The sequence below is a fragment of the Rhodophyticola porphyridii genome (assembly GCF_003688285.1).
Lineage (GTDB): Bacteria > Pseudomonadota > Alphaproteobacteria > Rhodobacterales > Rhodobacteraceae > Rhodophyticola > Rhodophyticola porphyridii.
The window spans coordinates 90,685-113,315 of record NZ_RCNT01000002.1 but is presented as its reverse complement, the minus strand read 5'-3'; the positions used below and the strand labels follow the sequence as shown (position 1 = coordinate 113,315).

24 protein-coding genes are annotated in these 22,631 nt (G+C 63.4%); 11 read left to right on the top strand and 13 right to left on the bottom strand.

Annotation, left to right across the window (positions count from 1 at the left end):
• Positions 1 to 43: 43 nt before the first annotated feature.
• The 5 genes from D9R08_RS05115 to coxB are packed head-to-tail and all read right to left on the bottom strand — an operon-like array spanning position 44 to position 3,457.
• On the bottom strand, positions 44 to 850 hold the full coding sequence (locus tag D9R08_RS05115; RefSeq protein ID WP_121896962.1) for a cytochrome c oxidase subunit 3: 807 nt from the start codon (positions 848 to 850) through the stop codon (positions 44 to 46).
• Positions 851 to 871: 21 nt separating this feature from the next.
• A complete protein-coding gene (locus tag D9R08_RS05110) occupies positions 872 to 1,435 on the bottom strand; it encodes a cytochrome c oxidase assembly protein (protein ID WP_121896961.1) in 564 nt (187 codons plus the stop codon).
• A complete protein-coding gene (locus tag D9R08_RS05105; RefSeq protein WP_121896960.1) occupies positions 1,432 to 1,626 on the bottom strand; it encodes a hypothetical protein in 195 nt (64 codons plus the stop codon). Before D9R08_RS05105 ends, D9R08_RS05110 begins: the two co-directional genes overlap by 4 nt.
• Before the next feature lies 1 nt (position 1,627).
• Positions 1,628 to 2,569: a heme o synthase gene (cyoE, locus tag D9R08_RS05100; RefSeq protein WP_121896959.1), complete on the bottom strand. Its 942-nt coding sequence runs from the start codon at positions 2,567 to 2,569 to the stop codon at positions 1,628 to 1,630.
• A 6-nt stretch (positions 2,570 to 2,575) separates the two neighbouring features.
• A complete protein-coding gene (gene coxB, locus D9R08_RS05095; protein ID WP_121896958.1) occupies positions 2,576 to 3,457 on the bottom strand; it encodes a cytochrome c oxidase subunit II in 882 nt (293 codons plus the stop codon).
• A gap of 159 nt (positions 3,458 to 3,616) precedes the next feature.
• On the opposite strand from coxB, the gene tldD reads away from it, so the two are divergent.
• The 3 genes from tldD to dprA are packed head-to-tail and all read left to right on the top strand — an operon-like array spanning position 3,617 to position 7,184.
• Positions 3,617 to 5,041, top strand: a complete 1,425-nt coding sequence (gene tldD / locus D9R08_RS05090) for a metalloprotease TldD (RefSeq protein WP_121896957.1) — start codon at positions 3,617 to 3,619, stop codon at positions 5,039 to 5,041.
• Between the two features lie 13 nt (positions 5,042 to 5,054).
• Positions 5,055 to 5,969 (top strand): hypothetical protein, encoded by a 915-nt coding sequence (locus D9R08_RS05085; RefSeq protein ID WP_121896956.1) that lies wholly within the window; start codon positions 5,055 to 5,057, stop codon positions 5,967 to 5,969.
• A gap of 24 nt (positions 5,970 to 5,993) precedes the next feature.
• Positions 5,994 to 7,184: a DNA-processing protein DprA gene (dprA, locus tag D9R08_RS05080; RefSeq protein ID WP_121896955.1), complete on the top strand. Its 1,191-nt coding sequence runs from the start codon at positions 5,994 to 5,996 to the stop codon at positions 7,182 to 7,184.
• Between the two features lie 3 nt (positions 7,185 to 7,187).
• Here dprA and D9R08_RS05075 read toward each other — a convergent pair whose 3' ends face one another.
• Positions 7,188 to 7,616: a hypothetical protein gene (locus tag D9R08_RS05075; RefSeq protein ID WP_121896954.1), complete on the bottom strand. Its 429-nt coding sequence runs from the start codon at positions 7,614 to 7,616 to the stop codon at positions 7,188 to 7,190.
• Between the two features lie 124 nt (positions 7,617 to 7,740).
• On the opposite strand from D9R08_RS05075, the gene topA reads away from it, so the two are divergent.
• Positions 7,741 to 10,383 (top strand): type I DNA topoisomerase, encoded by a 2,643-nt coding sequence (topA, locus tag D9R08_RS05070; protein WP_121896953.1) that lies wholly within the window; start codon positions 7,741 to 7,743, stop codon positions 10,381 to 10,383.
• Between the two features lie 135 nt (positions 10,384 to 10,518).
• Positions 10,519 to 11,223 carry an EI24 domain-containing protein gene (locus D9R08_RS05065; RefSeq protein ID WP_121896952.1) on the top strand — a complete coding sequence of 235 codons (705 nt, stop codon included), beginning with the start codon at positions 10,519 to 10,521 and terminating at the stop codon, positions 11,221 to 11,223.
• Here the strand turns inward: D9R08_RS05065 and D9R08_RS05060 are convergent.
• Together D9R08_RS05060 and mce are read right to left on the bottom strand one after the other, a co-directional pair.
• Positions 11,195 to 11,473 (bottom strand): DUF1467 family protein, encoded by a 279-nt coding sequence (locus tag D9R08_RS05060; RefSeq protein ID WP_121896951.1) that lies wholly within the window; start codon positions 11,471 to 11,473, stop codon positions 11,195 to 11,197. The genes D9R08_RS05065 and D9R08_RS05060 overlap by 29 nt on opposite strands.
• Complete coding sequence (gene mce / locus D9R08_RS05055) at positions 11,473 to 11,877, bottom strand: methylmalonyl-CoA epimerase (RefSeq protein ID WP_121896950.1); 405 nt, start codon at positions 11,875 to 11,877, stop codon at positions 11,473 to 11,475. The genes D9R08_RS05060 and mce overlap by 1 nt, the downstream gene beginning before the upstream one ends.
• Before the next feature lie 152 nt (positions 11,878 to 12,029).
• Here mce and D9R08_RS05050 point away from each other — a divergent pair, with 152 nt between their 5' ends.
• Complete coding sequence (locus D9R08_RS05050; RefSeq protein ID WP_121896949.1) at positions 12,030 to 12,734, top strand: response regulator; 705 nt, start codon at positions 12,030 to 12,032, stop codon at positions 12,732 to 12,734.
• Here the strand turns inward: D9R08_RS05050 and D9R08_RS05045 are convergent.
• Together D9R08_RS05045 and bhcR are read right to left on the bottom strand one after the other, a co-directional pair.
• Complete coding sequence (locus tag D9R08_RS05045) at positions 12,731 to 13,462, bottom strand: GNAT family N-acetyltransferase (protein ID WP_121896948.1); 732 nt, start codon at positions 13,460 to 13,462, stop codon at positions 12,731 to 12,733. The two genes, D9R08_RS05050 and D9R08_RS05045, sit on opposite strands and share 4 nt — an antisense overlap.
• Before the next feature lie 70 nt (positions 13,463 to 13,532).
• The gene (bhcR, locus tag D9R08_RS05040; protein WP_121896947.1) at positions 13,533 to 14,384 is read right to left on the bottom strand and encodes an HTH-type transcriptional regulator BhcR; all 852 of its coding nucleotides are present in this window, start codon (positions 14,382 to 14,384) and stop codon (positions 13,533 to 13,535) included.
• 214 nt (positions 14,385 to 14,598) lie between these two features.
• Between bhcR and bhcA the strand changes: the two genes are divergently transcribed.
• The 5 genes from bhcA (at position 14,599) to D9R08_RS05015 (ending at position 19,578) form a co-directional block, all read left to right on the top strand.
• Positions 14,599 to 15,789: an L-aspartate--glyoxylate aminotransferase BhcA gene (gene bhcA, locus D9R08_RS05035; protein WP_121896946.1), complete on the top strand. Its 1,191-nt coding sequence runs from the start codon at positions 14,599 to 14,601 to the stop codon at positions 15,787 to 15,789.
• A gap of 13 nt (positions 15,790 to 15,802) precedes the next feature.
• The gene (gene bhcB / locus D9R08_RS05030) at positions 15,803 to 16,774 is read left to right on the top strand and encodes a beta-hydroxyaspartate dehydratase BhcB (protein ID WP_121896945.1); all 972 of its coding nucleotides are present in this window, start codon (positions 15,803 to 15,805) and stop codon (positions 16,772 to 16,774) included.
• Positions 16,775 to 16,787: 13 nt separating this feature from the next.
• The gene (gene bhcC, locus D9R08_RS05025) at positions 16,788 to 17,951 is read left to right on the top strand and encodes a 3-hydroxy-D-aspartate aldolase BhcC (protein ID WP_121896944.1); all 1,164 of its coding nucleotides are present in this window, start codon (positions 16,788 to 16,790) and stop codon (positions 17,949 to 17,951) included.
• Positions 17,952 to 18,056: 105 nt separating this feature from the next.
• Positions 18,057 to 19,022, top strand: coding sequence for an iminosuccinate reductase BhcD (bhcD, locus tag D9R08_RS05020; protein ID WP_407690596.1), 966 nt, complete (start codon positions 18,057 to 18,059; stop codon positions 19,020 to 19,022).
• Between the two features lie 79 nt (positions 19,023 to 19,101).
• The gene (locus D9R08_RS05015) at positions 19,102 to 19,578 is read left to right on the top strand and encodes a hemerythrin domain-containing protein (RefSeq protein WP_121896943.1); all 477 of its coding nucleotides are present in this window, start codon (positions 19,102 to 19,104) and stop codon (positions 19,576 to 19,578) included.
• A gap of 58 nt (positions 19,579 to 19,636) precedes the next feature.
• On the opposite strand, the gene aspS is transcribed toward D9R08_RS05015, so the two are convergent.
• The 3 genes from aspS to D9R08_RS05000 form a co-directional block, all read right to left on the bottom strand.
• Positions 19,637 to 21,415: an aspartate--tRNA ligase gene (gene aspS, locus D9R08_RS05010; protein ID WP_121896942.1), complete on the bottom strand. Its 1,779-nt coding sequence runs from the start codon at positions 21,413 to 21,415 to the stop codon at positions 19,637 to 19,639.
• Positions 21,416 to 21,493: 78 nt separating this feature from the next.
• Positions 21,494 to 22,288 (bottom strand): FG-GAP repeat domain-containing protein, encoded by a 795-nt coding sequence (locus tag D9R08_RS05005; RefSeq protein ID WP_233557274.1) that lies wholly within the window; start codon positions 22,286 to 22,288, stop codon positions 21,494 to 21,496.
• The gene (locus D9R08_RS05000; RefSeq protein WP_121896941.1) at positions 22,288 to 22,611 is read right to left on the bottom strand and encodes a 2Fe-2S iron-sulfur cluster-binding protein; all 324 of its coding nucleotides are present in this window, start codon (positions 22,609 to 22,611) and stop codon (positions 22,288 to 22,290) included. Before D9R08_RS05000 ends, D9R08_RS05005 begins: the two co-directional genes overlap by 1 nt.
• Positions 22,612 to 22,631 lie beyond the last annotated feature (20 nt).

The following is a 22,631-nucleotide window of genomic DNA, read 5'->3' as shown; positions in this document are numbered from 1 at the left end:
GCGCGATCCCGCACCCGGGACCGCAAGAGGCCGCTGCGACGGGTCAGCCGATACCCCAGATATAGACCGCCGCAAACAGGAACAGCCAGACCACATCGACGAAGTGCCAGTACCATGCCGCCGCTTCGAACCCGACATGCTTTTCGGCGGTGAAATGCCCCGCCCGCACGCGCAGATAGCACACGAACAGGAAGATCGTGCCGATGATCACATGCACGCCATGGAAGCCGGTGGCCATGAAGAAGGTGGAGAAGAACTTGTCTCCGCCGAAGCTCCAGTCCTGATGATCCAGCAGGTACCAGTATTCATAGGCCTGAAGGCCGGTGAACACGATCCCCAGAACCACGCCGATGATCAGGCCCAGCTCCACGTCCTTGCGGCTTTCGTTATGCACCAGCGCATGGTGCGCCCAGGTGACCGCGCAGCCCGACAGCAAAAGGACGAGTGTGTTGATCAGCGGCAGGTGAAAGGCATCGACCTGATAGAACTCGGGCGGCACATAGGTGGAGGCCTCGTAGGTGTTCATCGGGTAGATCGCGTGTTTGAAAAACGCCCAGAACCAGGCGACGAAGAACATCACCTCGGACATCACGAACATGATGAACCCGTATTTCAGGCCAAGCCGCACCACCGGCGTGTGATCGCCCGCATTGCTTTCGGCCACCACATCCGACCACCAGCCGAACATGACATAGAGAACCGCCACGAACCCGATCAGGAACAGCCACGGGCCCGACCCGTGCATCCAGAGCACCGCCCCGGTCAACATCGCAAAGCCGGCGACGGCGCCCAGAAACGGGTAAATCGACGGTGGCAGAATGTGGTAGTCGTGGTTTTTCACATGGGCCATGATGTCGGTCCTTCGTCTGGCTTAGTCTGTGGAGCCGGCAAGTGCGGCGTAATCTTCTGGAATGTCGGTCACGTGAAACGTGTAGGACAACGTGATCGCGGGTGTGCCATTGGCCTCGGGGTCGTCAACGAGCGCCGGGTCCACATAGAACGTGACCGGCATTTCGACGCGCTGGCCGGGTTCCAGAACTTGCTGCTGGAAACAGAAGCACTCGATCTTCGAGAAATAGAGCCCCGCATCGAAGGGCGCGACGTTGTAGCTGGCAGTCCCGGCAATCGGCTGATCGGTCGGGTTGTAGGCCTCGTAGAAAGCCAGACCGGTTTCGCCGATGCGCAGTTCCATCGAGGTCTGCATCGGGCGGAATTCCCAGGGCATGTCGCGGGCAAGGCTTGCATCGAACCTGACCAGGATCGTCCGGTCCAGGATGACATCGCTTTCGGTCTCGGACACATTTGTGGTGCCACCATAGCCAGTGACCCGGCAGAACCAGTCGTAAAGCGGCACCGCCGCCCAGGCCAGCGAGCCCATGATCAGAACGACGCCCACGCATTGCGCCACGGTTTTCTGATTGCGATCGAGCGTCATTGGTCAGTCTCCACAGGTGGGGTGATCGACACGCGCGGCTGGTGGTCAAACGCCTCCATCTGCGAGCCCTGACGGATCTTCGCGATGGTTAGTCCGAAAACGATGGCGCAGAAACCGACAAGGCAGAGCGCCACGCCGAGATTGCGGCCAAAGCGGCGTTTGTGAAGTTCATGGGTTTCGGTGATCGGCATCTTACCAGCCTCCAAGGCCATAGGGGCGCAGCGCCGCCTCGGCCAGAAGCGCACCGAAATGCAGGAACAGATAATAGAGAGAGAAGCGGAAGACCTTCTTCTCTGTCGCGTAGGCATCGGCCTCGGCCACCGTCTCGTCACGCCGCCAGATAGCCCACGCCCCTTTGAGGAAGATCGCGTTCAGAGCGACCGCGACGGCCAGATAGAGAGGCCCCCCGATGGACGTGAAGGCCGCGCCGATGGCCACCGGAACCAGCAGGATCGTGTAGATCAGGATCTGACGGCGGGTTTCCTCGCGGCCGTGGGTCACGGTCAGCATGGGCACCTTCGCCTTGTGGTAGTCCGACTTCATGAACAGTGCCAGCGCCCAGAAATGCGGCGGTGTCCACATGAAGATCAGCCCGAACATCAGCGCGCTTTCCAGCGACACGCCGCCTGTTGCCACGGCCCAGCCGATCATCGGAGGGAAGGCACCCGCCGCGCCGCCGATCACGATGTTCTGGGGGGTCATGCGCTTCAGCCAGATCGTGTAGATCACGGCGTAGAAGAAGATGGTGAAGGCCAGAAGCCCGGCCGCGAACCAGTTCGTCGCCAGCCCCAGCATGGCCACCGACATCGGGGAAAGCGCGATCCCGAGGCCAAGCGCCTCTCCTGGGGCGACCTTTCCGGACGGAACCGGACGCCTGGCGGTGCGCTTCATCACCCCGTCGATATCGGCATCGTACCACATGTTCAGCGCACCCGAGGCCCCCGCCCCGATGGCGATGAACAGGATCGCGGTGAAGCCGATCATCGGGGGAACCGCCACCGGCGCCACCAGCAGCCCCACCAGAGCGGTGAAGACCACCAGCGACATCACCCGTGGCTTCAGCAGCGCGACATAGTCGCCGAACTGCGCCTCGCCCGGGCCGCTGGTCGTGCTATTTGCGGTGGCGTCGCTCATCGACCGTTACTCGACCGCGGCCAGTTCAAGATAGCGCGGGGCCCGTGTCCCGGTGGAGGCGAATTCCTGCGCCTCGCCCGCAAGCCAGGCCTCGTACTCCTCGGGCGTGACGGCAAAAACCGTGATCGGCATATAGGCGTGGTTCACGCCGCAGAGCTCCGAACACTGGCCGAAATAGATGCCTTCCATGCCGGGATCGACCGCGAACCACAGCTCGGCCAGACGGCCGGGCACACCATCCTGCTTCACGCCGAAGGCGGGCATCGCCCAGGAATGGATCACATCGGCCGCGGTCACCTGGATCACCACATTCTGGCCGGTCGGCACCACCACGGCGGTGTTGGTGGCCAGCAGATATTCCTGCTGGCTGTAGCCATATTCCTCAAGCTCGTCCCGCTCCAGCATGAAGCTTTCGAAGGCCAGCCCCTCTTCGGGATACTCATAGCCCCAGTACCACTGGTAACCGGTCGCCTTGATCAGGACATCGGCTTCGGGGATCGTCTGCTGCTTGAACAGGACCGGCAGCGAAAAGCCCCCGATCACGAACAGGATGATCAGCGGCACTACGGTCCAGGTGATCTCGATCTTGGTGTTGTGGGTGAAGGTGGCCGGCGTCGGGTTGGCGCGCGCGTTGTGGCGCAGCACGACCCAGGCCAGCAGCCCGACAACGAACAGCACGATCGCCGTGATGATCACCAGCAGGAATGTATCCAGCGCCTGCAGGTCACGGGCCAGATTGGTCGCGGGGGGCTGAAAGTTCACCCCGCCCGGCACGGGGGCCCCGCGGATCTCAAGCCCCTCGCCAACGCTTTGCGCGTTGACTGCACCGGCCAGAAGGATTGCGCCAAATCCGGCCCCGAGGCCGCTCATCTTCATACGAAGTGACATACCGATTGTCCTGTTCTTCGAAGGCTGGCCGGATCTTCGCCAGACCACCCTCCGTTGCGTTCCAAGCTGGATGAACCATATAGACGTTCAGGATACAAGAGAGTGGTCAAAATTGTCTCACTTTGACGATCTTCCGGCTGCCGCCCGACAGGAGCTTCCATGACCCAGACCACAGCATTCCGCCCGTTTGACACCCTGATCGACGAGACCGCCGCCCTCCGCGTGCTGCGCGCGGCCACAGACGGCGCCGATGACGGAGAGCTTTTCCTCGAACGCCGGCGCTCGGAAATGCTGGTCTTCGACGACGGGCGGGTCAAGACGGCCAGCTATGACGCATCCGAAGGCTTCGGCCTGCGCGCCGTCAGGGGAGAAGTCGCGGGCTATGCCCATTCTACCGAGATTTCCGAATCCGCGCTGCTGCGCGCGTCGGAGACCGCGCGGCTGGCTGTGGGCGATGGCGGCGGCACGCTGGCCGACGGACCGCAGGGAACCAACCGTAAGCTCTACACTGACGATGACCCGATGAGCGGGGCCGAGTTTTCGGTAAAACTCGACACATTGAAGGAGATCGACGCCTTCGCCCGCGCGCTCGATCCCAGGGTGGTGCAGGTGTCCGCGTCGATGGGGGCAAGCCTGCAGGAGGTGGAGATCCTGCGGCCCGAAGGCACCCGCGTGGCCGATATCCGCCCCATGGTGCGCCTGAATGTCAGCGTGATCGTCGAGGAAAACGGGCGTCGCGAAACCGGCTCCGCCGGGGGTGGCGGGCGCGTCGGACTGACCGGCCTTCTGGAACGGGCGAACTGGGAGACGACGGCGCGGGAAGCGCTGAGGATCGCGGTCGTCAACCTGTCGGCGGTGCCCGCCCCCGCGGGCGTGATGGATGTGGCCCTTGGCCCTGGCTGGCCCGGCATACTGCTGCACGAGGCCGTGGGCCACGGGCTGGAGGGCGATTTCAACCGCAAGAAGACATCCGCCTTTGCCGGGCTCATGGGCCGGCAGGTGGCCGCACGCGGTGTCACCGTTCTGGACGATGGCACCATTCCCGACCGGCGCGGCAGCCTGACCGTTGATGACGAGGGAACACCGTCGGGCAAGAATGTCCTGATCGAGGACGGTATTCTGGTGGGCTTCATGCAAGACCGGCAGAATGCGCGTCTGATGGGCGTCGCGCCGACCGGAAACGGCCGCCGGGAAAGCTATGCCCATATCCCGATGCCGCGGATGACCAACACCTACATGCTCGGCGGGCAGGCCGACCCGAGCGATATCGTCGCCGATGTGAAGGACGGGATCTATGCGGTGGGCTTCGGCGGTGGCCAGGTCGATATCACCAACGGCAAATTTGTCTTCAGCTGCACTGAGGCCTATCGCGTCGAAGGTGGCAAGATCGGCGCACCGGTGAAAGGGGCCACGCTGATCGGCGACGGGGCGACCGCGCTGACCCAAATCCGTGCCATCGGAAACGACATGGCACTCGACCCCGGCATGGGCAATTGCGGCAAGAATGGCCAGTGGGTGCCAGTCGGGGTCGGCCAGCCCACGCTTCTGATCGGCGGGCTTACCGTGGGCGGATCTGCTGCATAGTATCGGCCGCATCTTGGCTGGCCGGATTACGGCGGCCTTTGGATTCGGCCTGATTTCGCTGTTTTTCTCCGAGTTCTTCTTTCTCAACGAAGGTCCGGTAGAAGCGGTTCTGACCAAGGCAGAGAGCGGTGGCCTTGTTTCATATCTGGCGTCTTTCGGGGCGCTCTACGCCGCTTTCGCCTATGTCATACTGGTCGTGATCTGGGGCTTTGGCCTAACGACATGGCCCGGACTGATTCTGGCCGGAGCACTGTTGGGCTGGTGCATCGAAGCTGTGGTGATCCCGCTTGCCTACGAAGCGCCGCCGCTCTCTTTCGCATGGCCAAGCCTTGGCTGGCACCTGATTGTCGTCTTCGGCATCGGATGGCTCGGCATCAGACATGCGATGCGCGAATGGAGCGGTCCGAAGCTTGCAACCTTATTCATAACCCTTGGATTTGTCTGGCCCGCCTGGGGACGTCTTTTTGCTGCGGAAGACCCTGCGCTGCGGCTTCCGGTTGGTCCGGATTGGGTCTCCTTCGTCATGATTATCGGCATTGTGTGGCTGGCGGGCGTTTGGCTTTCGGATCGCCCCTGGGCCCGGTTCAGCCCGACGCGATGGGATTTCGGCCTTGCGGGGCTCCTGTCGGTTCCGCTTTTCGTCATGACGGCGGCCAGCGCGGGTGTCTGGGGTCTGGCACTGGTCGGCCTGGTCACCGTGACGCTCGCCGCGGCATGGCATATTGGAAGCGGAACCCCCGCGATATCGGTCGCGCCGCGATCAGACCGATATGCGGTCGCGATGTTGCTACCGTTCTCCGCGATCCTTGGGGGTGCGGTTTACCCGCCGTTTCCGTCCGGATGGTCGTTCGTCGTCACATTGCCGCTGACCGCATTGGGCACTGGCGCTTTGTGCTGGGCTCTCTGGCGGACTGTAAGGCATTCTTAACCCTTGTGCCGACACCATCGCGGCATGTCTGCACGGTCCGATTGGGGATTCGCCGAATCCTGCCCCCTCCTCACGCCGCCGCCTGCCCTTGATGCGCCGGACAGGCTTGCACGACTGCAGCTCTTCCGCTCCCGCCGGGTCGGGCCGGTGACGTTCCAGCGGCTTCTGTCCGAACATGGCAGCGCGCAGGCGGCCCTTGACGCCCTGCCGGAGGTCGCCCGCGCTGCAGGTGTCGAACGCTACGCGATCTGCCCCGAAGGCGTGGCACTTGCCGAGATGAGGGCCGCCAGGCGGGCGGGTGCCACGATGCTGTGCCTTGGCGATGCATCCTACCCGCCGCTGCTGGCCCGCACGCCGGATGCGCCGCCGGTTCTCTGGGCGATGGGCGATCTTGGCCTTGTGCAGCAGCCCGCCATCGCGCTGGTGGGCACCCGGAACGCTTCTTCGCTTGGCGCGCGGATGGCCACACGTCTTGCCGCCGATCTGGGGGCTGCGGGCTATGTGGTGATCTCGGGCCTCGCACGCGGCATCGACACGCTGGCCCATCTGGCGGCGCTCAAGACCGGCACTGTCGGGGTTCACGCGGGCGGGCTGGATGTGATCTACCCGGCAGAAAACAGCGGTCTTGCCAATGACATGGCCAAATGCGGGCTGCGCCTGTCGGAACAGCCTTTCGGGCTTGATCCGCAGGCCCGGCATTTCCCCCGCCGGAACCGCATCGTCTCGGGGCTGGCCCGCGCCGTGGTCGTGGTGGAAGCCGCCGCGCGATCAGGGTCGCTCATCACTGCGCGCATCGCCCTTGATCAGGGGCGGGAGGTGCTGGCCGTTCCCGGGCACCCGATGGACACCCGCGCGTCGGGCTGCAACATGCTGATCCGCGATGGGGCGACGCTGGTGCGCAATGCAGAGGACGTGCTGGAACAGATCGGCATGCCGAGCGCCCCCGATGCACGGCCCGATCCGCCGCCCGAGCCGCAGCATCTTTCGCCGCAGCAGACGGGCGGGCCTGCCGAGGCGGCGGCGCAGGCGCCTGTTTCAAGCGACAGTCTCAGCAAACGCATCCTGACCCGGCTCGGCCCCTCCCCCACGGCGGAGGATCAGTTGATCCGCGATCTGGGCCTGCCCGCACCGGATATCACCCGCGTGCTGGCGCAAATGGAACTGGCCGGCAGCATCGAGCGCCGGCCGGGCGGGCTTCTGGCGCGATGCGTCTAGCGATCAGCAGCCCCATTCCCGCATGAAGGCGCCGTAATTGGCGCAATCATAGGCAAGGAACCATGTATTGGTGGTGCCGATTTCGTAGGTGACCACCTGCCAGCCCTCCGATGTCTTCCGGAAAAACGCCTCGACCCGAGTTCCGTCGATCGCCTCGGGTAAAACTCCGTCACGCTGCACCATCGGCGTGGTCGCGATATCGATCTGGCCTCCGCCGGGCCGTTGCGCCACCACCCGGCCGAAGGCGCGATCATCCTCCCAGAGCAGCTGATCGACCATGAACTCCACCGGCGCGCCCAGATCGTTTTCCACCAATGGCCGAAGCGTGTTCAGCAACTCGCGCCGCTCGGGCACACCGGGCACCGGCTCCACAGGCGAGGCCAGCGCCGGCCAGGCCAGACAGGCCGCTATCAGGATTGCAACATATCGCATCTCGATACCCCGGCTTCAAAATAACCTCCGCCGGAGTGCCGCAGCGAAACGCGCATTGACAAGCCCCGGCAAGGCCCCACATGTTCCGCCGCCACACCCCTTCCCTGTTCAAAGGTGATCCCTGATGCCTGTTGTCGTTGTCGAATCCCCCGCTAAGGCCAAGACAATCAACAAGTATTTGGGAGATGACTACACGGTTCTCGCATCCTACGGCCATGTCCGCGACCTGCCGCCCAAGGATGGATCGGTGGACACGGACGCGGGATTCGAGATGTTGTGGGAGGTGGGCAGCGACAGCAAGAAGCATGTCAAGGCCATCGCCGACGCGCTGAAAGAGGACAACGCCCTGATCCTCGCCACCGACCCGGACCGCGAAGGCGAGGCGATCAGTTGGCATCTCGAAGAGGCGCTGCGGAAGCGCAAGGCAATCAAGAAGGATACACCGGTCAGCCGGGTTGTCTTCAATGCCATCACAAAGGCCGCGGTGACCGATGCGATGAAGAATCCGCGGCAGGTGGATATGGAGCTGGTGGAGGCCTATCTGGCCCGCCGAGCACTGGACTATCTGGTGGGTTTCAACCTTTCGCCGGTGCTCTGGCGCAAACTGCCCGGGGCGAAGTCGGCAGGCCGCGTGCAATCAGTCTGTCTGCGCCTGATCGTCGAGCGCGAGATGGAGATCGAGGCGTTCAAGCACCGCGAATACTGGTCGGTGCGCGCCGTACTCGATACGCCGCGCGGCCAGAGTTTCGAGGCGCGTCTGACGGTGCTCGGCGGCAGGAAGCTCGACAAGTACGACCTGGAAAACGCCGCCGCCGCGTCGATGGCGGTCAAGGCGGTCTCGTCCCGCGCGCTCAAGGTGCAATCTGTCGAGGCGAAACCGGCCAACCGCAATCCTGCCGCCCCTTTCATGACCTCGACCCTGCAACAGGAGGCCAGCCGCAAGTTCGGCATGGGCGCGCGCCAGACGATGAGCGCCGCACAGCGGCTCTATGAGGCGGGCCATATCACCTATATGCGGACCGACGGGATCGACATGGCCCCCGAAGCTGTCGCCGCCGCACGCGACGCGATCAAGGACCGGTATGGCGCCGATTACGTCCCGAAAGTCGCCCGCGTCTACAAGAACAAGGCCAAGAACGCACAGGAAGCCCATGAATGTATCCGCCCCACGGATATGGCCAAGGCGCCTGACGATATCCGCCTGTCCGAAGACGACCAGAAAAAGCTGTATGATCTGATCTGGAAGCGCACGATCGCCAGCCAGATGGAGGGCGCGCGGCTGGAACGCACCACGGTGGATGTGGCCAGCGCCGATGGGCAGGTCGTATTGCGCGCCACGGGTCAGGTGGTGTTGTTCGACGGGTTCCTCAAGGTCTACGAAGAAGGCCGCGACGATGTGGAGGCCGATGACGACAAGCGCCTGCCGCAGATTTCCGAAGGCGATGACGTGACCCCGAAGGCCGCCGCCCTTGAAGCAGACTTCGCCAAGGCCGCCGGCGACGCCGATGCGGTGGTGATCGAGGACGAGACCGCCAGCGACCTGCGCCAGAACGGCGGCAGCGTTCTCAGCGCCGACGGCGCGGTTCTGGGGCAGCAGCATTTCACCCAGCCCCCGCCGCGCTATACCGAGGCGACACTGGTCAAGCGGATGGAGGAGCTGGGGATCGGACGCCCCTCAACCTACGCCTCGATCGTCACGACCATTCAGGATCGCGGCTATGTGGTGAAGGACAAGAACCGGCTGATCCCGGAAGACAAGGGGCGGTTGGTCACGGCGTTTCTGAGCAACTATTTCCGCCGCTACGTAGGCTATGATTTCACTGCCGATCTGGAAAACCAGCTTGACGAGGTCAGCGCCGGCGAGCGGAACTACAAGGACGTGTTGGAGCGGTTCTGGCGCGATTTCAAGGCTGCGGTCGACGAGACCGCCGAGCTTCGGATCACTGATGTGCTGGAAAAGATCAATGAGGTGCTGGAGCCGCATCTGTTCCCGGCGAAGGAAGACGGTTCCGACCCGAGGCTATGCCCCAATTGCGGGGAGGGGCGGCTCAGCATGCGCACGGCGCGCTCCGGCGGGGCGTTCATCGGCTGCTCCAATTACCCCGAATGCCGTTACACCCGTGCCTTCGCCCCGCCCGGAGACGGCGATGAGGACCAGGCCGAGGAGCGGATGCTGGGCGTGGACCCCGACACGTCGCTGCCGGTGCATCTGAAAACCGGCCGCTTTGGCCCCTACGTGCAGTTGGGCGAAGTGACGGAGGAGGAAAAGAAACCAAAACGCGCCTCGCTTCCCAAAGGCTGGGACGCCACGCAGATGGATATCGACAAGGCGCTGATGCTGCTGAACCTGCCGCGCGAGGTGGGCAAGCACCCCGAGGACGGAGAGCCGGTTGAGGCCGGTATCGGTCGCTACGGTCCGTTCGTGAAACATGGCCGGATCTACGCCAATCTGCCCGATGTGGAGGAAGTCTGGACCGTCGGCATGAACCGTGCGGTGGAACTGATCGCTGCAAAGGCCGCAAAGCGCGGCGGGCGCGGGGCCACGGTGCCGCCATTGCATGAACTGGGCGATCATCCCGAACACGGTGGCGCGGTCAACGTAATGGAAGGCCGCTACGGCCCGTATGTGAAGTGGGACAAGGTGAATGCCACGATCCCGAAGGGGACCGCCCCCGCCGATGTGACCATGGAGATGGCTGTGCAACTGATTGCCGAACGTCAGGCCAAGGGCGGTAAGAAGCGGACTACACGCAAGAAGGCAAGCTGAGCGCGCGCGGGACGGTGACAAGGCCATGACAACCGGGTACGCCGGAGTGATGACGCTGGCGGGGGCTTGATCTCGCCCGCAGCACACCCGATGTTAAGACATGTAACATTCCGGATGCGGGGTCGAGGGACGAACATGATCTTTTCCGATTTCATCAAGGCCGTGGGCCAGCTGTCCGACCGAAGGTTTCTGGGCGTTCTGGGCCTTGGACTTGGCCTGACCGTCACCCTTCTTGCCGCCTTCTACGCGGCTTTCGTCATTCTGATTGGCTGGCTTCTGCCGGACAGCTTTTCGCTGCCATGGTTCGGCGAGATCACCTGGATAGACAACGCCCTCACGATTGCGGGCATACCGCTGATGCTGCTTTTGTCCATCTTCCTCATGGTGCCCGTGGCCTCGGCCTTCACCGGCATCTTCCTCGACCGGATCGCCGACGCGGTCGAGGCGCAGCACTATCCGCACCTGCCGCCCGCCCGCCATATCGGCTTTGTCGAAGGTCTTGGCGACGGTCTGAAATTCCTGGGCGTCATCATCGGCGTCAACCTCGTGGCACTGGTCGCCTATATCGCGATGCCACCGCTGGCCCCGGCCCTGTTCTGGATCGTCAACGGCATACTTCTGGGCCGGGAGTATGCGCAGATGGTAGCGCTCCGCCGCCGGGACGCGGTCGGGGCCGCTCAGTTCCGCAACGCACATAAGGTCACGATCTTTGCGGCCGGGGTTCTGATGGCTGTGCCGCTGACAATCCCTGTGGTGAACCTTCTGGTGCCCGTTCTGGGTGCGGCCACCTTCACCCATCTCTATCACAGGCTCAACGCTCACCCATCCCGAACCGGGTGAACAGGTCGATGTCGTCGATCGTAATGAGGCCGCCAAGGATGATCCACGCGAAGATGGCCCAGATCACCGCGGCCACACCGGAGGTTATCAGAAACCGCCGTTTCAGCTGCGGCCGGTGGGGCGCAGAGGCATGGGTGCCGCGCGCGATTTCCCCCGCCTCCCCCTGCGATGTCATCCGGATCGGCAGGATCACGAACAGCGTCATGAACCAGATGATCGCATAAAGCACCAGACCGCTGACAACATTCATCAGACCTGCTCCAGTTCCACCAGCGTGCCGGTAAAATCCTTGGGATGCAGGAACAGGACCGGCTTTCCATGCGCCCCGATCTTGGGCTCGCCCGTACCCAGAACGCGGGCGCCCGTCGCCTGCAACCGATCCCGCGCCGAAAGGATGTCCTCCACCTCGTAGCAGATATGATGGATCCCGCCCGCAGGGTTCTTTTCAAGGAAACCGGCAATCGGGCTGTTCTCGCCAAGCGGGTACAGCAGCTCGATCTTGGTGTTCGGAAGCTCGATGAACACAACCGTCACACCGTGATCCGGCTCGTCCTGCGGCGCGCCGACTTTGGCGCCCAGCGTATCGCGATACTGTGCCGACGCGGCCTCCAGATCGGGCACGGCAATGGCGACATGGTTCAAACGGCCGATCATCGAAGCTCTCCTGCGCAGGACTGACTGGGGAGTGATATGGCGCGCGACGGTGGAAATGCCAAGCGTCCTGTCGCCGCGGCACCGTTTACAGCTTGTCAACCTTACGCGGCTCTAATCATCCAGGGAATCAGCCGTAATGGGGGCATGACGAAATGGACGACTTTGTTGCAGATCTCGACTTTCGACCGAAACCGACGGCGGCGCGACCCTTGCTGGGGCTGACCGTTCTGGTGGTTGAGGACAGCCGTTTCGCATCCGAAGCGCTGAGGCTGTTGTGCCTGCGGTCGGGCGCCCGCATCCGGCGGGCCGATTGCCTGACCTCCGCCCGGCGGCATCTGGCCGTCTACCGCCCGTCCGTCGCCATCATCGATCTTGGCCTGCCGGACGGATCCGGCCTTGACCTGATTGCCGAAATCCATTCGGGCCAGCCCCGGGTGCCCGTGATCCTCGGGACGTCCGGCGCCGACCCGGATGCGTCCGAAACCGACGTCATGGCGGCCGGGGCAGATGGCTTCCTGCCCAAACCGATGGAAACACTGGCCTTTTTCCAGGCTGCGATCCTGCGCCATCTGCCGGAAGACCTGCAACCCAAAGGCCCGCGCCCCACTTCGGATGACCGGGTGGAGCCCGATACGCTCGCCTTTCGGGAGGATCTGACCCATGCGATGAAGCTCCTGGAACTGGACAGCCCGCCCATGGCCTATCTGAGGCCCTTTCTGCTTGGCGTCGCCCGCACGGCACATGATGCCGGGCTGGAAGATATCATCGCGCGCGCCAGCGGCCCTCTGGCGCATGGCGATCGCGTCAGCCTTCGGGCGCTTCTGTCAGACCGGATCCGGCATGTCGCGGCGGTCTAGTCGCCTGACGGACCCGGAAGCGCGGGATCCGAACTGACACGCACCAGCCGGGTCAGATCGCCCAGGCGTTCCTTCTGGCGCCCCTCGGCGTCGAAGTTCTGGGGTGAAAGCCAGGCCCGGAACGCCTCCTTCAGGGCGGGCCATTCCGCGTCGATACAGGCAAACCAGGCCGTATCCCGATTGCGCCCCTTGACCACGGCGGCCTGCCGAAAGACGCCCTCATAGGAAAAGCCCAAGCGCTCGGCCGCCCTGCGCGAGCCTAGATTGCGGGCGTTGCATTTCCATTCATAGCGCCGATATCCCGCCTCGAATGCCCATTCCATCATCAGATACATGGCTTCGGTCGCGGCGCGCGTACGCTGCATGGCGGGGGCGAAATTGATATGGCCGACCTCGATCGTGCCCATCTCGGGTGTGATCCGAAGGTAACTGGCTACACCGCTCCACTGGCCGGTCTCCAGATTCTGGATTGCATAGAAGAGCGGGTCCGGACCGGCCTCCACCTCCCGCACCCAACGGTGATAGGCCGCCGCGGAGGAAAACGGGCCGTAGGGCAGAAAATCCCAGATCGCATCACTGACCGAATTGGCCCGATGCAGATCGGCCGCGTGCTCGTCGGCGCTGAGCCGGACCAGCCGCGCATAGCGCCCGGCCAACGGCTCTCCGCCCGGTGGGGGCGGTGGGCGGAATCCCGGAACCGGCTCTCCGGCCCTGTCGTGATCTGCCATGACCCCTCCCCAAATCGCGGCAACGGCGCCGGTTTCGACAAAAGGCGAAATTCATCGCGCTGGCAAGCCTTTAGCCGAGCGGCTCACCGCCTGCCCGTTCCAAGGCCGGCATGCGCCCCCCGATCCCTTCGGTGATTTCGCGGGCCGCTTCGGCCACGCGGGCGCCGAAGGCCGCGACCCGGCGATCGGCAAATCGCGTGCTGGGCCCCGAAATCGACACGCCCGCGACAATCTCCCCCCGCGCGTCATAGATGGCCGCGCCAATGCAGGACATGCCGCGATGCCGCTCCTCCTGATCGAAGGACCAGCCGCGCGCGCGCGTCTCCTCCAGATCGGCGCGCAGTTGCGCCTCCGTCGTCAGGGTCTGGTCGGTGAACTCTCGCAACTCGGCGCGGGACAGAAGCCGCGACAGATGCGCCTCCGGCATGCTGGCCAGAATCGCCTTGCCGGTGCCCGAGGCATGCATGGGCGTGCGTGTGCCCGCCGCAAAAAAGGCACGGATCGGATTCTGGGTTTCGATCTGGCCGATGAAGACCACTTCGGCGCCGTCGGGCACGGCAAGGTTCGCGGTCTCGCCCGTAGCCTGCATAAGCGACCGCATCGCGGGGCGGGCCACATCCATCAGCGTCGTCCGGTTCAGATAGGCCGAGCCGGTGCGATAGGCTTCCACGCCCACGGCCCAGGTCTGGCTGGCCTCGTCCAGTTCGGCATACCCGTTCTGCTGCAAGGTGGCGAGGATCCGGTGCGTCGTCGCTGTGGGAATGTTCAGACTGTCGGACAGGTCGGTCAGCGAGGCGTGATCCTGCCGCGCCAGCGCACTCAACACAGCCAGGGCACGGTCCAGAGCCTGTATGGTGCTTCCACCGCCTTCGGTGAAGGGCGATTTCGGCCGCCCGCGGGGTTTTCGCTGTATCTCCGCCATGACCACATCTCCACTTGCTGCGAGCCTCGCCACAGACCTATCATTCTGAAAAATATTTTCAATGGAATATTGAAAGAGATTAGTGGAAAACTCTTTATTGTTTATATACAGAGGTATAGCTTGATTCATCTGAAAATGAAAAACACTTTCGAAAAAATTGCAACTGGTCGTCGGACTGCTATAACAGCTTCAGCATCACGGAGGAGATCGTGCCATGTCCGACCAGAACCCTTTGTTCATCCCCGGCCCAACCAACATGCCGGATCGGCTGCGCCATGCGATGCAGGTGCAGACCCGCGACCATCGCGCACCGGATTTCGTGGATACACTTCTGCCCGTGCTCGACGGCTGCAAGGAGGTCTTCGGCACCAAAACCGGTCATGTCATCACCTTCCCCGCCTCCGGAACGGGCGGATGGGAAGCGGCGATCACAAACACGCTGAGTCCGGGCGACACGGTTCTGGTCGCGCGCTACGGCATGTTCAGTCATCGCTGGATCGACATGTGTCAGCGCCACGGGCTGGATGTCCGCATCATCGAATGCGACTGGGGCGCCGGTGCACCGGCCGACAGGTTCGAAGAGGCTCTGAGGGCCGATAGCGTCCACGCGATCAAGGCGGTGCTCGTCACCCATAACGAGACGGCGACCGGCGTGAAATCCGACATCGGGGAGGTCCGCGGGGCGATGGATGCCGCCGATCACCCGGCCCTGTTGCTGGTGGATTGCGTCAGTTCGCTTGCCTCGATGCCGTTCGAAATGGATGCCTGGGGCGTGGATATTGCCGTCTCCGGCAGCCAGAAGGGCTTCATGCTGGCCACAGGCATGGCCATTCTGGCCGCGAGCCCCAAGGCTCTGGCGGCGATGGACGATGCCACCCTGCCCCGCACATTTTTCGATTTCCGCGACATGATGCAGTCGAACGCGACAGGCGGCTTCCCCTACACGCCACCGCTGCAACTGATCTATGGCATGCGCGAAAGCCTGAAGATGCTGGCCGAGGAAGGTCTGGAAAACGTCTATGCGCGCCATCATCGTCTTGCAGAAGGTGTGCGTAGGGCAGTCCGCGGATGGGGCCTGCAGCTTGTGGCGCAATCGCCCGAGCTTTACTCCGACACGGTCAGCGCCATTTACGTGCCCAAGGGATTCAACAGCAACGCGCTGACCGATCATGCCTTCAAGGCCTATGGCGTCAGCTTCGGCGTCGGTCTGGGCGAGATGAACGGCAAGGCCTTCCGGATCGGGCATCTGGGCTCGCTGACCGATGTCATGGTGCTGTCCGGGCTGGCCACGATCGAGATGGCGATGGCCGATCTGAACTACCCCATCGAGTTGGGCGACGGCGTCTCCGCCGCCCAGGAGTATTTCCGCACATCGCGGGCCGCCACGCTGAAATCGGCCGCGTAAGAGGGAGGAGAGAATGAAAGACATGACAGAACGACCCTTGCCCACATTCGACGATGTGTTGCAGGCGCATGAGCGGATTGCGCCCCATATCCATCGCACGCCGGTTCTGACATCGAGCTATTTCAACGAGCTGACGGGCGCCGAGCTGTTCTTCAAATGCGAGAACTTCCAGAAGGCCGGCGCGTTCAAGGTGCGTGGCGCGTCGAACGCGGTCTTCGGGCTCTCCGAGGAGATGGCGGCAAAAGGTGTCGCGACGCATTCGTCCGGAAACCACGCGCTGTCGCTCAGCTACGCCGCGGGCCGGCGCGGCATTCCGTGCCATGTGGTGATGCCCCGCACGGCGCCCGAGGCGAAGAAGGCGGCGGTACGCGGCTATGGCGGGATCATTACCGAGTGCGAGCCGTCGACCAGCAGCCGCGAAGAGGTTTTCGCGAAGGTGCATGAAGAGACCGGCGCCGATTTCGTACACCCCTATAATGACCCGCGCGTGATCGCGGGCCAGGGAACATGCTCGCGCGAACTGGTGGAGCAGGTTTCCGATCTGGACGCGGTGATCGCCCCGATCGGCGGGGGCGGGATGATCTCGGGCTGCTGCCTGACGCTTTCGAACATCGCACCGGATATGGAGATTTACGCCGCCGAACCGGAGCAGGCCGACGATGCCTATCGCAGCTTCAAGGCAGGTCGCATCATTGCCGATGACGCGCCAGTCACCATCGCCGACGGGCTAAAGGTGCCGCTGAAGGAAAACACATGGCATTTCGTGTCGAACCATGTGACCGACATCCTGACGGCCTCCGAGCAGGAGATCATCGACGCGATGAAGCTCACATGGCAGCGGATGAAGATCGTGATGGAGCCAAGCTGCGCCGTGCCGCTGGCCACGATCCTGAAGAACCCCGACGTGTTCCGGGGCAAACGGGTCGGTGTGGTGATAACCGGCGGCAACGTGGATATGGACAAACTGCCCTGGATGGCAGCGTAAGGAGGATAACCCCATGAATGCGAACGTGAAAATCGAAGATCTTGAAGTCGGCTACGACATCCCCGCCGCCATCGGCATGGACGAGGCGGATATCCAGACGCCGGCGCTGGTGCTGGATCTGGACGCGCTGGAACGCAACATCAAGAAGATGGGCGACTACGCCAAGGCTCACGGAATGCGCCACCGGGTGCATGGCAAGATGCACAAATCCGTCGATGTGGCGCAGTTGCAGGTCGTTCTGGGCGGCGCCTGCGGCGTGTGCTGCCAGAAGGTGAGCGAGGCGGAGGTCTTCGCCCGCGGCGGCATCAAGGATGTGCTGGTCTCCAACCAGGTGCGCGACCCGGCCAAGATCGACCGTCTGGCCCGTCTGCCCAAGCTTGGCGCGCGGACGATCTGCTGCGTTGACGACCTTGCCAATGTCGCGGATCTCTCGGCGGCGGCCGTCCGGCACGGAACCGAGATCGAATGTCTGGTGGAGATCGATTGCGGTGCGGGCCGCTGCGGGGTCACCACGACACCCGAAGTGGTGGAGATCGCCAAGGCCATTGAGGCGGCCGACGGACTGAAATTTGCCGGGATCCAGGCCTATCAGGGCGCGATGCAGCATATGGACAGCTATGATGACCGGAAGGCCAAGATCGACATCGCTGTGGCGCAGGTGAAGGACGCGGTGGATACGCTGAAAGCCGATGGCATCGCCTGCGACATCGTTGGCGGCGGCGGCACCGGATCTTATTATTTCGAAAGCAATTCAGGTGTTTACAATGAATTGCAGTGTGGCAGCTATGCGTTCATGGACGCCGATTACGGGCGTATCCTCGACGAGAACGGGCAACGGATCGATCAGGGCGAATGGGAAAACGCGCTGTTCATCCTGACCTCGGTGATGAGCCACGCCAAGGCGGACAAGGCAATCGTGGATGCCGGTCTGAAGGCGCAATCCGTCGACAGCGGCCTGCCGGTGATTTTCGGGCGCACGGACGTGGAATACGTCAAATGCTCGGATGAGCATGGGGTGGTTGCCGATCCGGACGGCGTCCTGAAGGTCAATGACAAGCTGAAGCTTGTGCCCGGCCATTGCGACCCGACCTGCAATGTCCATGACTGGTATGTGGGCGTGCGGAACGGCAAGGTGGAAACGCTCTGGCCGGTATCGGCGCGCGGCAAGGCCTACTGACCTGTCGGATCTGCGTGTTTTTGGAACGCTTCGGGCGGGGGCGTGTGCGCCCCTGCCCGCCATGGAGGAATTGGGATGAATGCGATGGGTGATGTGACGGACGGCTTGGTGATCGTCTCGGAAGAGGTGTGCCAGCAGGTGGTGGGCCGTGGCGACGCCTTCACGGCGGTGGAGCAGGTGTTTGCCGCCATGGCGCGGGGGGATGCCTACAACTTCCCGGTGATCCGCGAGGCGATCCGCCATGCGGATGCGCTTTACGGTTTCAAGTCCGGTTTCGACCGGGCCGGGCTGACGCTCGGCCTGAAATCCGGCGGCTACTGGCCCGGCAACGCGGACAAGGGGCTGACCAACCACCAGTCCACCGTGTTCCTGTTCGATCCGGACACCGGCAAGCTGAAGGCGCTGGTGGGTGGTAACTATCTGACGGCGGTGCGCACCGCCGCGGCATCCTCGGTCTCCATCGCGCATCTGGCGCGCAAGGACGCCAAGGTGCTGGGCATGGTTGGGGCGGGCCACCAATCCTCCTTCCAGTTGCGGGCCGCAGCCGAGCAGCGCGCCTTCGAGAAGGTCGTTGCCTGGAATCCGCATCCCGAGATGCTGCCGAAACTGGGCGAGGTGGCCGCGGAGCTCGGGCTTGAGTTCGAAGCGGTCGACCGCGACCGGTTGGGCGCCGAGGCCGATGTGATCATCACCATCACATCTGCGTTCGAGCCGTTGCTGATGGCGGCACAGATCAAGCCAGGCACGCACATCGCCTGCATGGGCACGGACACCGTCGGCAAGCAGGAGGTCGACCCCGCAATCCTGGCCTCGGCCACCGTCTTCACCGACGAGATCGCGCAATCGATCAGCCTTGGCGAGGCGCAACATGCGGTGAAATCCGGCCAGATCCGCGAAAACGACATCACGCCCATCGGCGATGTCATCAACGGCACCCATCCCGGGCGCTCGGACGGGGATGAGATCACGCTTTTCGACGGCACGGGGGTGGGGCTGCAGGATCTTGCCGTCGCATCGGTCGCCGCCGATCTGGCCAGCAAAAGCGGGGCGGCGACGCGCGTGGCCCTTTAAACCGGGCATCATCGGGGAACCCACGCGGGTAAATCCGCGTTTGCCTTGCGACTGATGTCCTAGGCAAAGGAGTTCCCCGATGGCGTCCATCTATGAAGAGATCAAGAAAGATCACGATACTCACCGTGCCCTGATGGAGCGTCTCGGCGAAACCACCGGCGACAGCGAGGAACGGCGTGCCGCGTGGACCCGTTTCTATCACGAGATCAAATCCCATTCCGCGGCCGAGGAAGAGACATTCTATTCCAAGCTGATCAGCAAGACCTGGGGTCAGGATGCGGCGCGGCATTCGGTGCATGAGCATGCACAGATAGACGACCTACTGGACGAACTGAACGAGATGGACATGTCTTCCGGCGGCTGGCTCACCAAATTCAAGACCCTCCGCGATGAATACGAACATCATATGGAAGAGGAAGAAAACGAGGTCTTCGCCCGGGCCAAGAAGGTCATCGGCGCGGAGCAGGACGAGGAATTCGGTGAGCGCTTCCGCAAACGCAAGGTCGAGGAGCGCGGGCTTGTCGAGGAGAAGCAGAAGGACAAGCTGGAGGACTGAGGCCCGAACGCAGCAAATGATATGATGAGGCTGCCCCGGATCAGTGGGCAGCCTTTCGTCAGTCCTGCGGCAGAACCCGAAGGCCCAGTTCCATCAACTGGTCGCTTGTGGGGTCCGACGGGGCGTTCATCATCAGGTCTTCGGCCCGCTGGTTCATCGGAAACAGGATCACCTCCCGGATATTGGCCGTATCCGCCAGAAGCATCACGATCCGGTCGATCCCGGCCGCGCAACCGCCATGAGGCGGCGCGCCGTATTGGAACGCGTTGACCATGCCGCCGAAGCGTTTGCGCACCTCGGCCTCGTCATAGCCGGCAACGGCGAATGCCTTGAACATGATCTCGGGAATATGGTTCCGGATCGCGCCCGAAACCAGTTCGTAACCGTTGCAAGCAAGATCGTACTGATACCCCAGAACCTCCAGCGGGTCGCCGTCGAGCGCCTCTATACCGCCTTGCGGCATCGAGAACGGGTTGTGGGAGAAGTCGACCCGCCCGGTCTCCTCATCCGCCTCGTAAAGCGGGAAATCCACGATCCACGCGAAGGCGAAGCGGTTTTCCTCGGTCAGGCCAAGCTCCGAGCCGATGACCACGCGGGCCCGGCCCGCAACGGCCTCGAATTGCGAAGGTTTGCCGGCGAGGAAGAACGCTGCATCCCCGACGCCGAGGCCCAGTTGCTGCCGGATCGCCTCGGTCCGCTCGGGGCCGATGTTCTTGGCCAGCGGGCCCGCGGCCTCCATGACGCCCTGATCCACTTCACGCCAGAAGATATAGCCCATCCCCGGAAGGCCCTGTTCCTGTGCAAACTTGTTCATCCGGTCACAGAACTTGCGGCTGCCTCCGCCGGGCGCGGGAATGGCGCGCACCTCGGTCCCGTCCTGTTCCAGCAGCTTGGCGAAAATCGCGAAACCGGAGCCTCGGAAATGGTCGCTGACCACTTGCATCCTGATCGGGTTGCGCAGGTCGGGCTTGTCCGTACCGTACCAGAGCGCCGCATCCTTGTAGGAGATCTGCGGCCAGTCCTGATCGACCTTGGCGCCGTTTCCGAACTCCTCGAACACGCCCTTGATGACGGGCTGGATCGTGTCGAACACGTCCTGCTGCTCGACGAAGCTCATCTCCATATCGAGCTGATAGAAATCCGTGGGCGAGCGGTCGGCACGGGGGTCTTCGTCACGGAAGCAGGGCGCGATCTGGAAATACTTGTCAAAGCCGGACACCATCAACAGCTGCTTGAACTGCTGCGGGGCCTGGGGCAGCGCGTAGAACTTGCCCGGGTGCAGCCGCGACGGCACCAGAAAGTCGCGCGCGCCTTCGGGGCTGGACGCGGTGATGATCGGCGTCTGAAACTCGCGAAAGCCGATATCCCACATCCGCCGCCGCATGGAGGCCACCACATCGGAGCGAAGCTTCATGTTCTCCTGCATGACCTCGCGCCGCAGGTCCAGATAGCGGTAGCGAAGCCGCGTTTCCTCGGGGTATTCCTGATCCCCGAAAACCATCAGCGGCAACTCTGCCGCAGCACCCAGAACCTCCATATCGCGGACGAAGACCTCGATTTCGCCGGTTGGAATCCTGGTGTTCACCAGATCGGCGTCGCGGGCCTTCACCTCTCCGTCGATCCGGATGCACCATTCCGAGCGCACGGCCTCCATCTGCGTGAAGACCGGGCTGTCGGGATCGCACAGAACCTGGGTCATTCCGTAGTGATCGCGCAGGTCGATGAACAGGATTCCCCCGTGGTCGCGCACCCGGTGCACCCACCCGGCCAGACGCACGGTCTGCCCTACATGAGAGCTGTTCAGGTCGGCGCAGGTATGGCTGCGATAGGCGTGCATCTGGGGCGTCCTCGGATCGGAAAAGCGGTTCGCGCCGATACACCTTGGCAGACAGGCGAAGTCAACCCCGGGCGGCGGTCAGCGCCGGCAGGACAGGACATTCGCCATCGCCTGCGGGGTGAAATCGGCCACGGCCCGGGCGCTCAGGCTGCCGTCGCGCGCCAGCGTCGTCAGCACCACGCGACGCCAGTCCGCATCCGCGGTCACGATCTGGGGGCCCGCGCCGCAGTCGCGAATGCCGCCGGAGATGAAATCCTCGCCGATCCGGTGGTTGGTGAGGCCCGAGGCCGCCGCCACTTCGCGCAGCGTTCCCTCGTCGTAGCGCCAGATCCGCAGGGTTTTTGCCAGATGCGGGCGGTCGATATAGGCGATTTCCATGGCGCCGTCCCCGTCCATATCCGCCACGCCGATCGGGGCCAGCCAGCGCCGGGTCTGCCCGATATAGGGTGTCGCGGCGATCAGGCGCAGGGTCTCGCCATCGCCCGCATCGCCATAAATCGCCAGTTGCGCCCCGCGATCCACATGGGTGCGCACCACGATCACCTCCGGCGCCCCGTCCCCGTCCAGATCATTCAGACGCGGCGCCAGATCCTCGAAGACGTGATCGGCGTCCAGCCGGGCGATCAGCACACCGCAGCCATGGGTCGATGTGGGGGAGGATACCAGAAGCCGGGTGGCCTCGATCCCGTCGCCCAGCACCGCATGCGCGTAGCGGGTGGTGGCCCCGTCGAACCACGCGCGCGAAAATCCCGGGCCGTCATGGGTGACGACGCTTTCGGGCATGTCGGTAACGGTGTGGGGCGCAACCGTACAGGCTGCCGCGGCGCCGCCCGACAGGCAGAGCCACAGGGCCAGGCCGGTGCGCCGCAGCATCAGATCTGCTTTTCGGGCATCTGCACGACCAGACCATCCAGCGCATCGGTCACCTTCAACTGGCAGGTCAGGCGGGAGCGTTCGGGGTTCGGTTCATAGGCGAATTCGAGCATATCCTCTTCCATCGGGTCGATCTCGGGCAGTTTCGAGACCCAGTCGGGATGCACATAGACATGGCAGGTAGAACACGCGCAGGCGCCGCCGCAATCGGCCTCGATGCCGGGGATATTGTTGTCGCGCGCGCCTTCCATCACGGTCAGCCCGTCGGCCACATCCACCACATGTTCGGTGCCGTTATGTTCGATATAGGTGATCTTCGCCATGTCTCGCCTTTGCGGTTGAA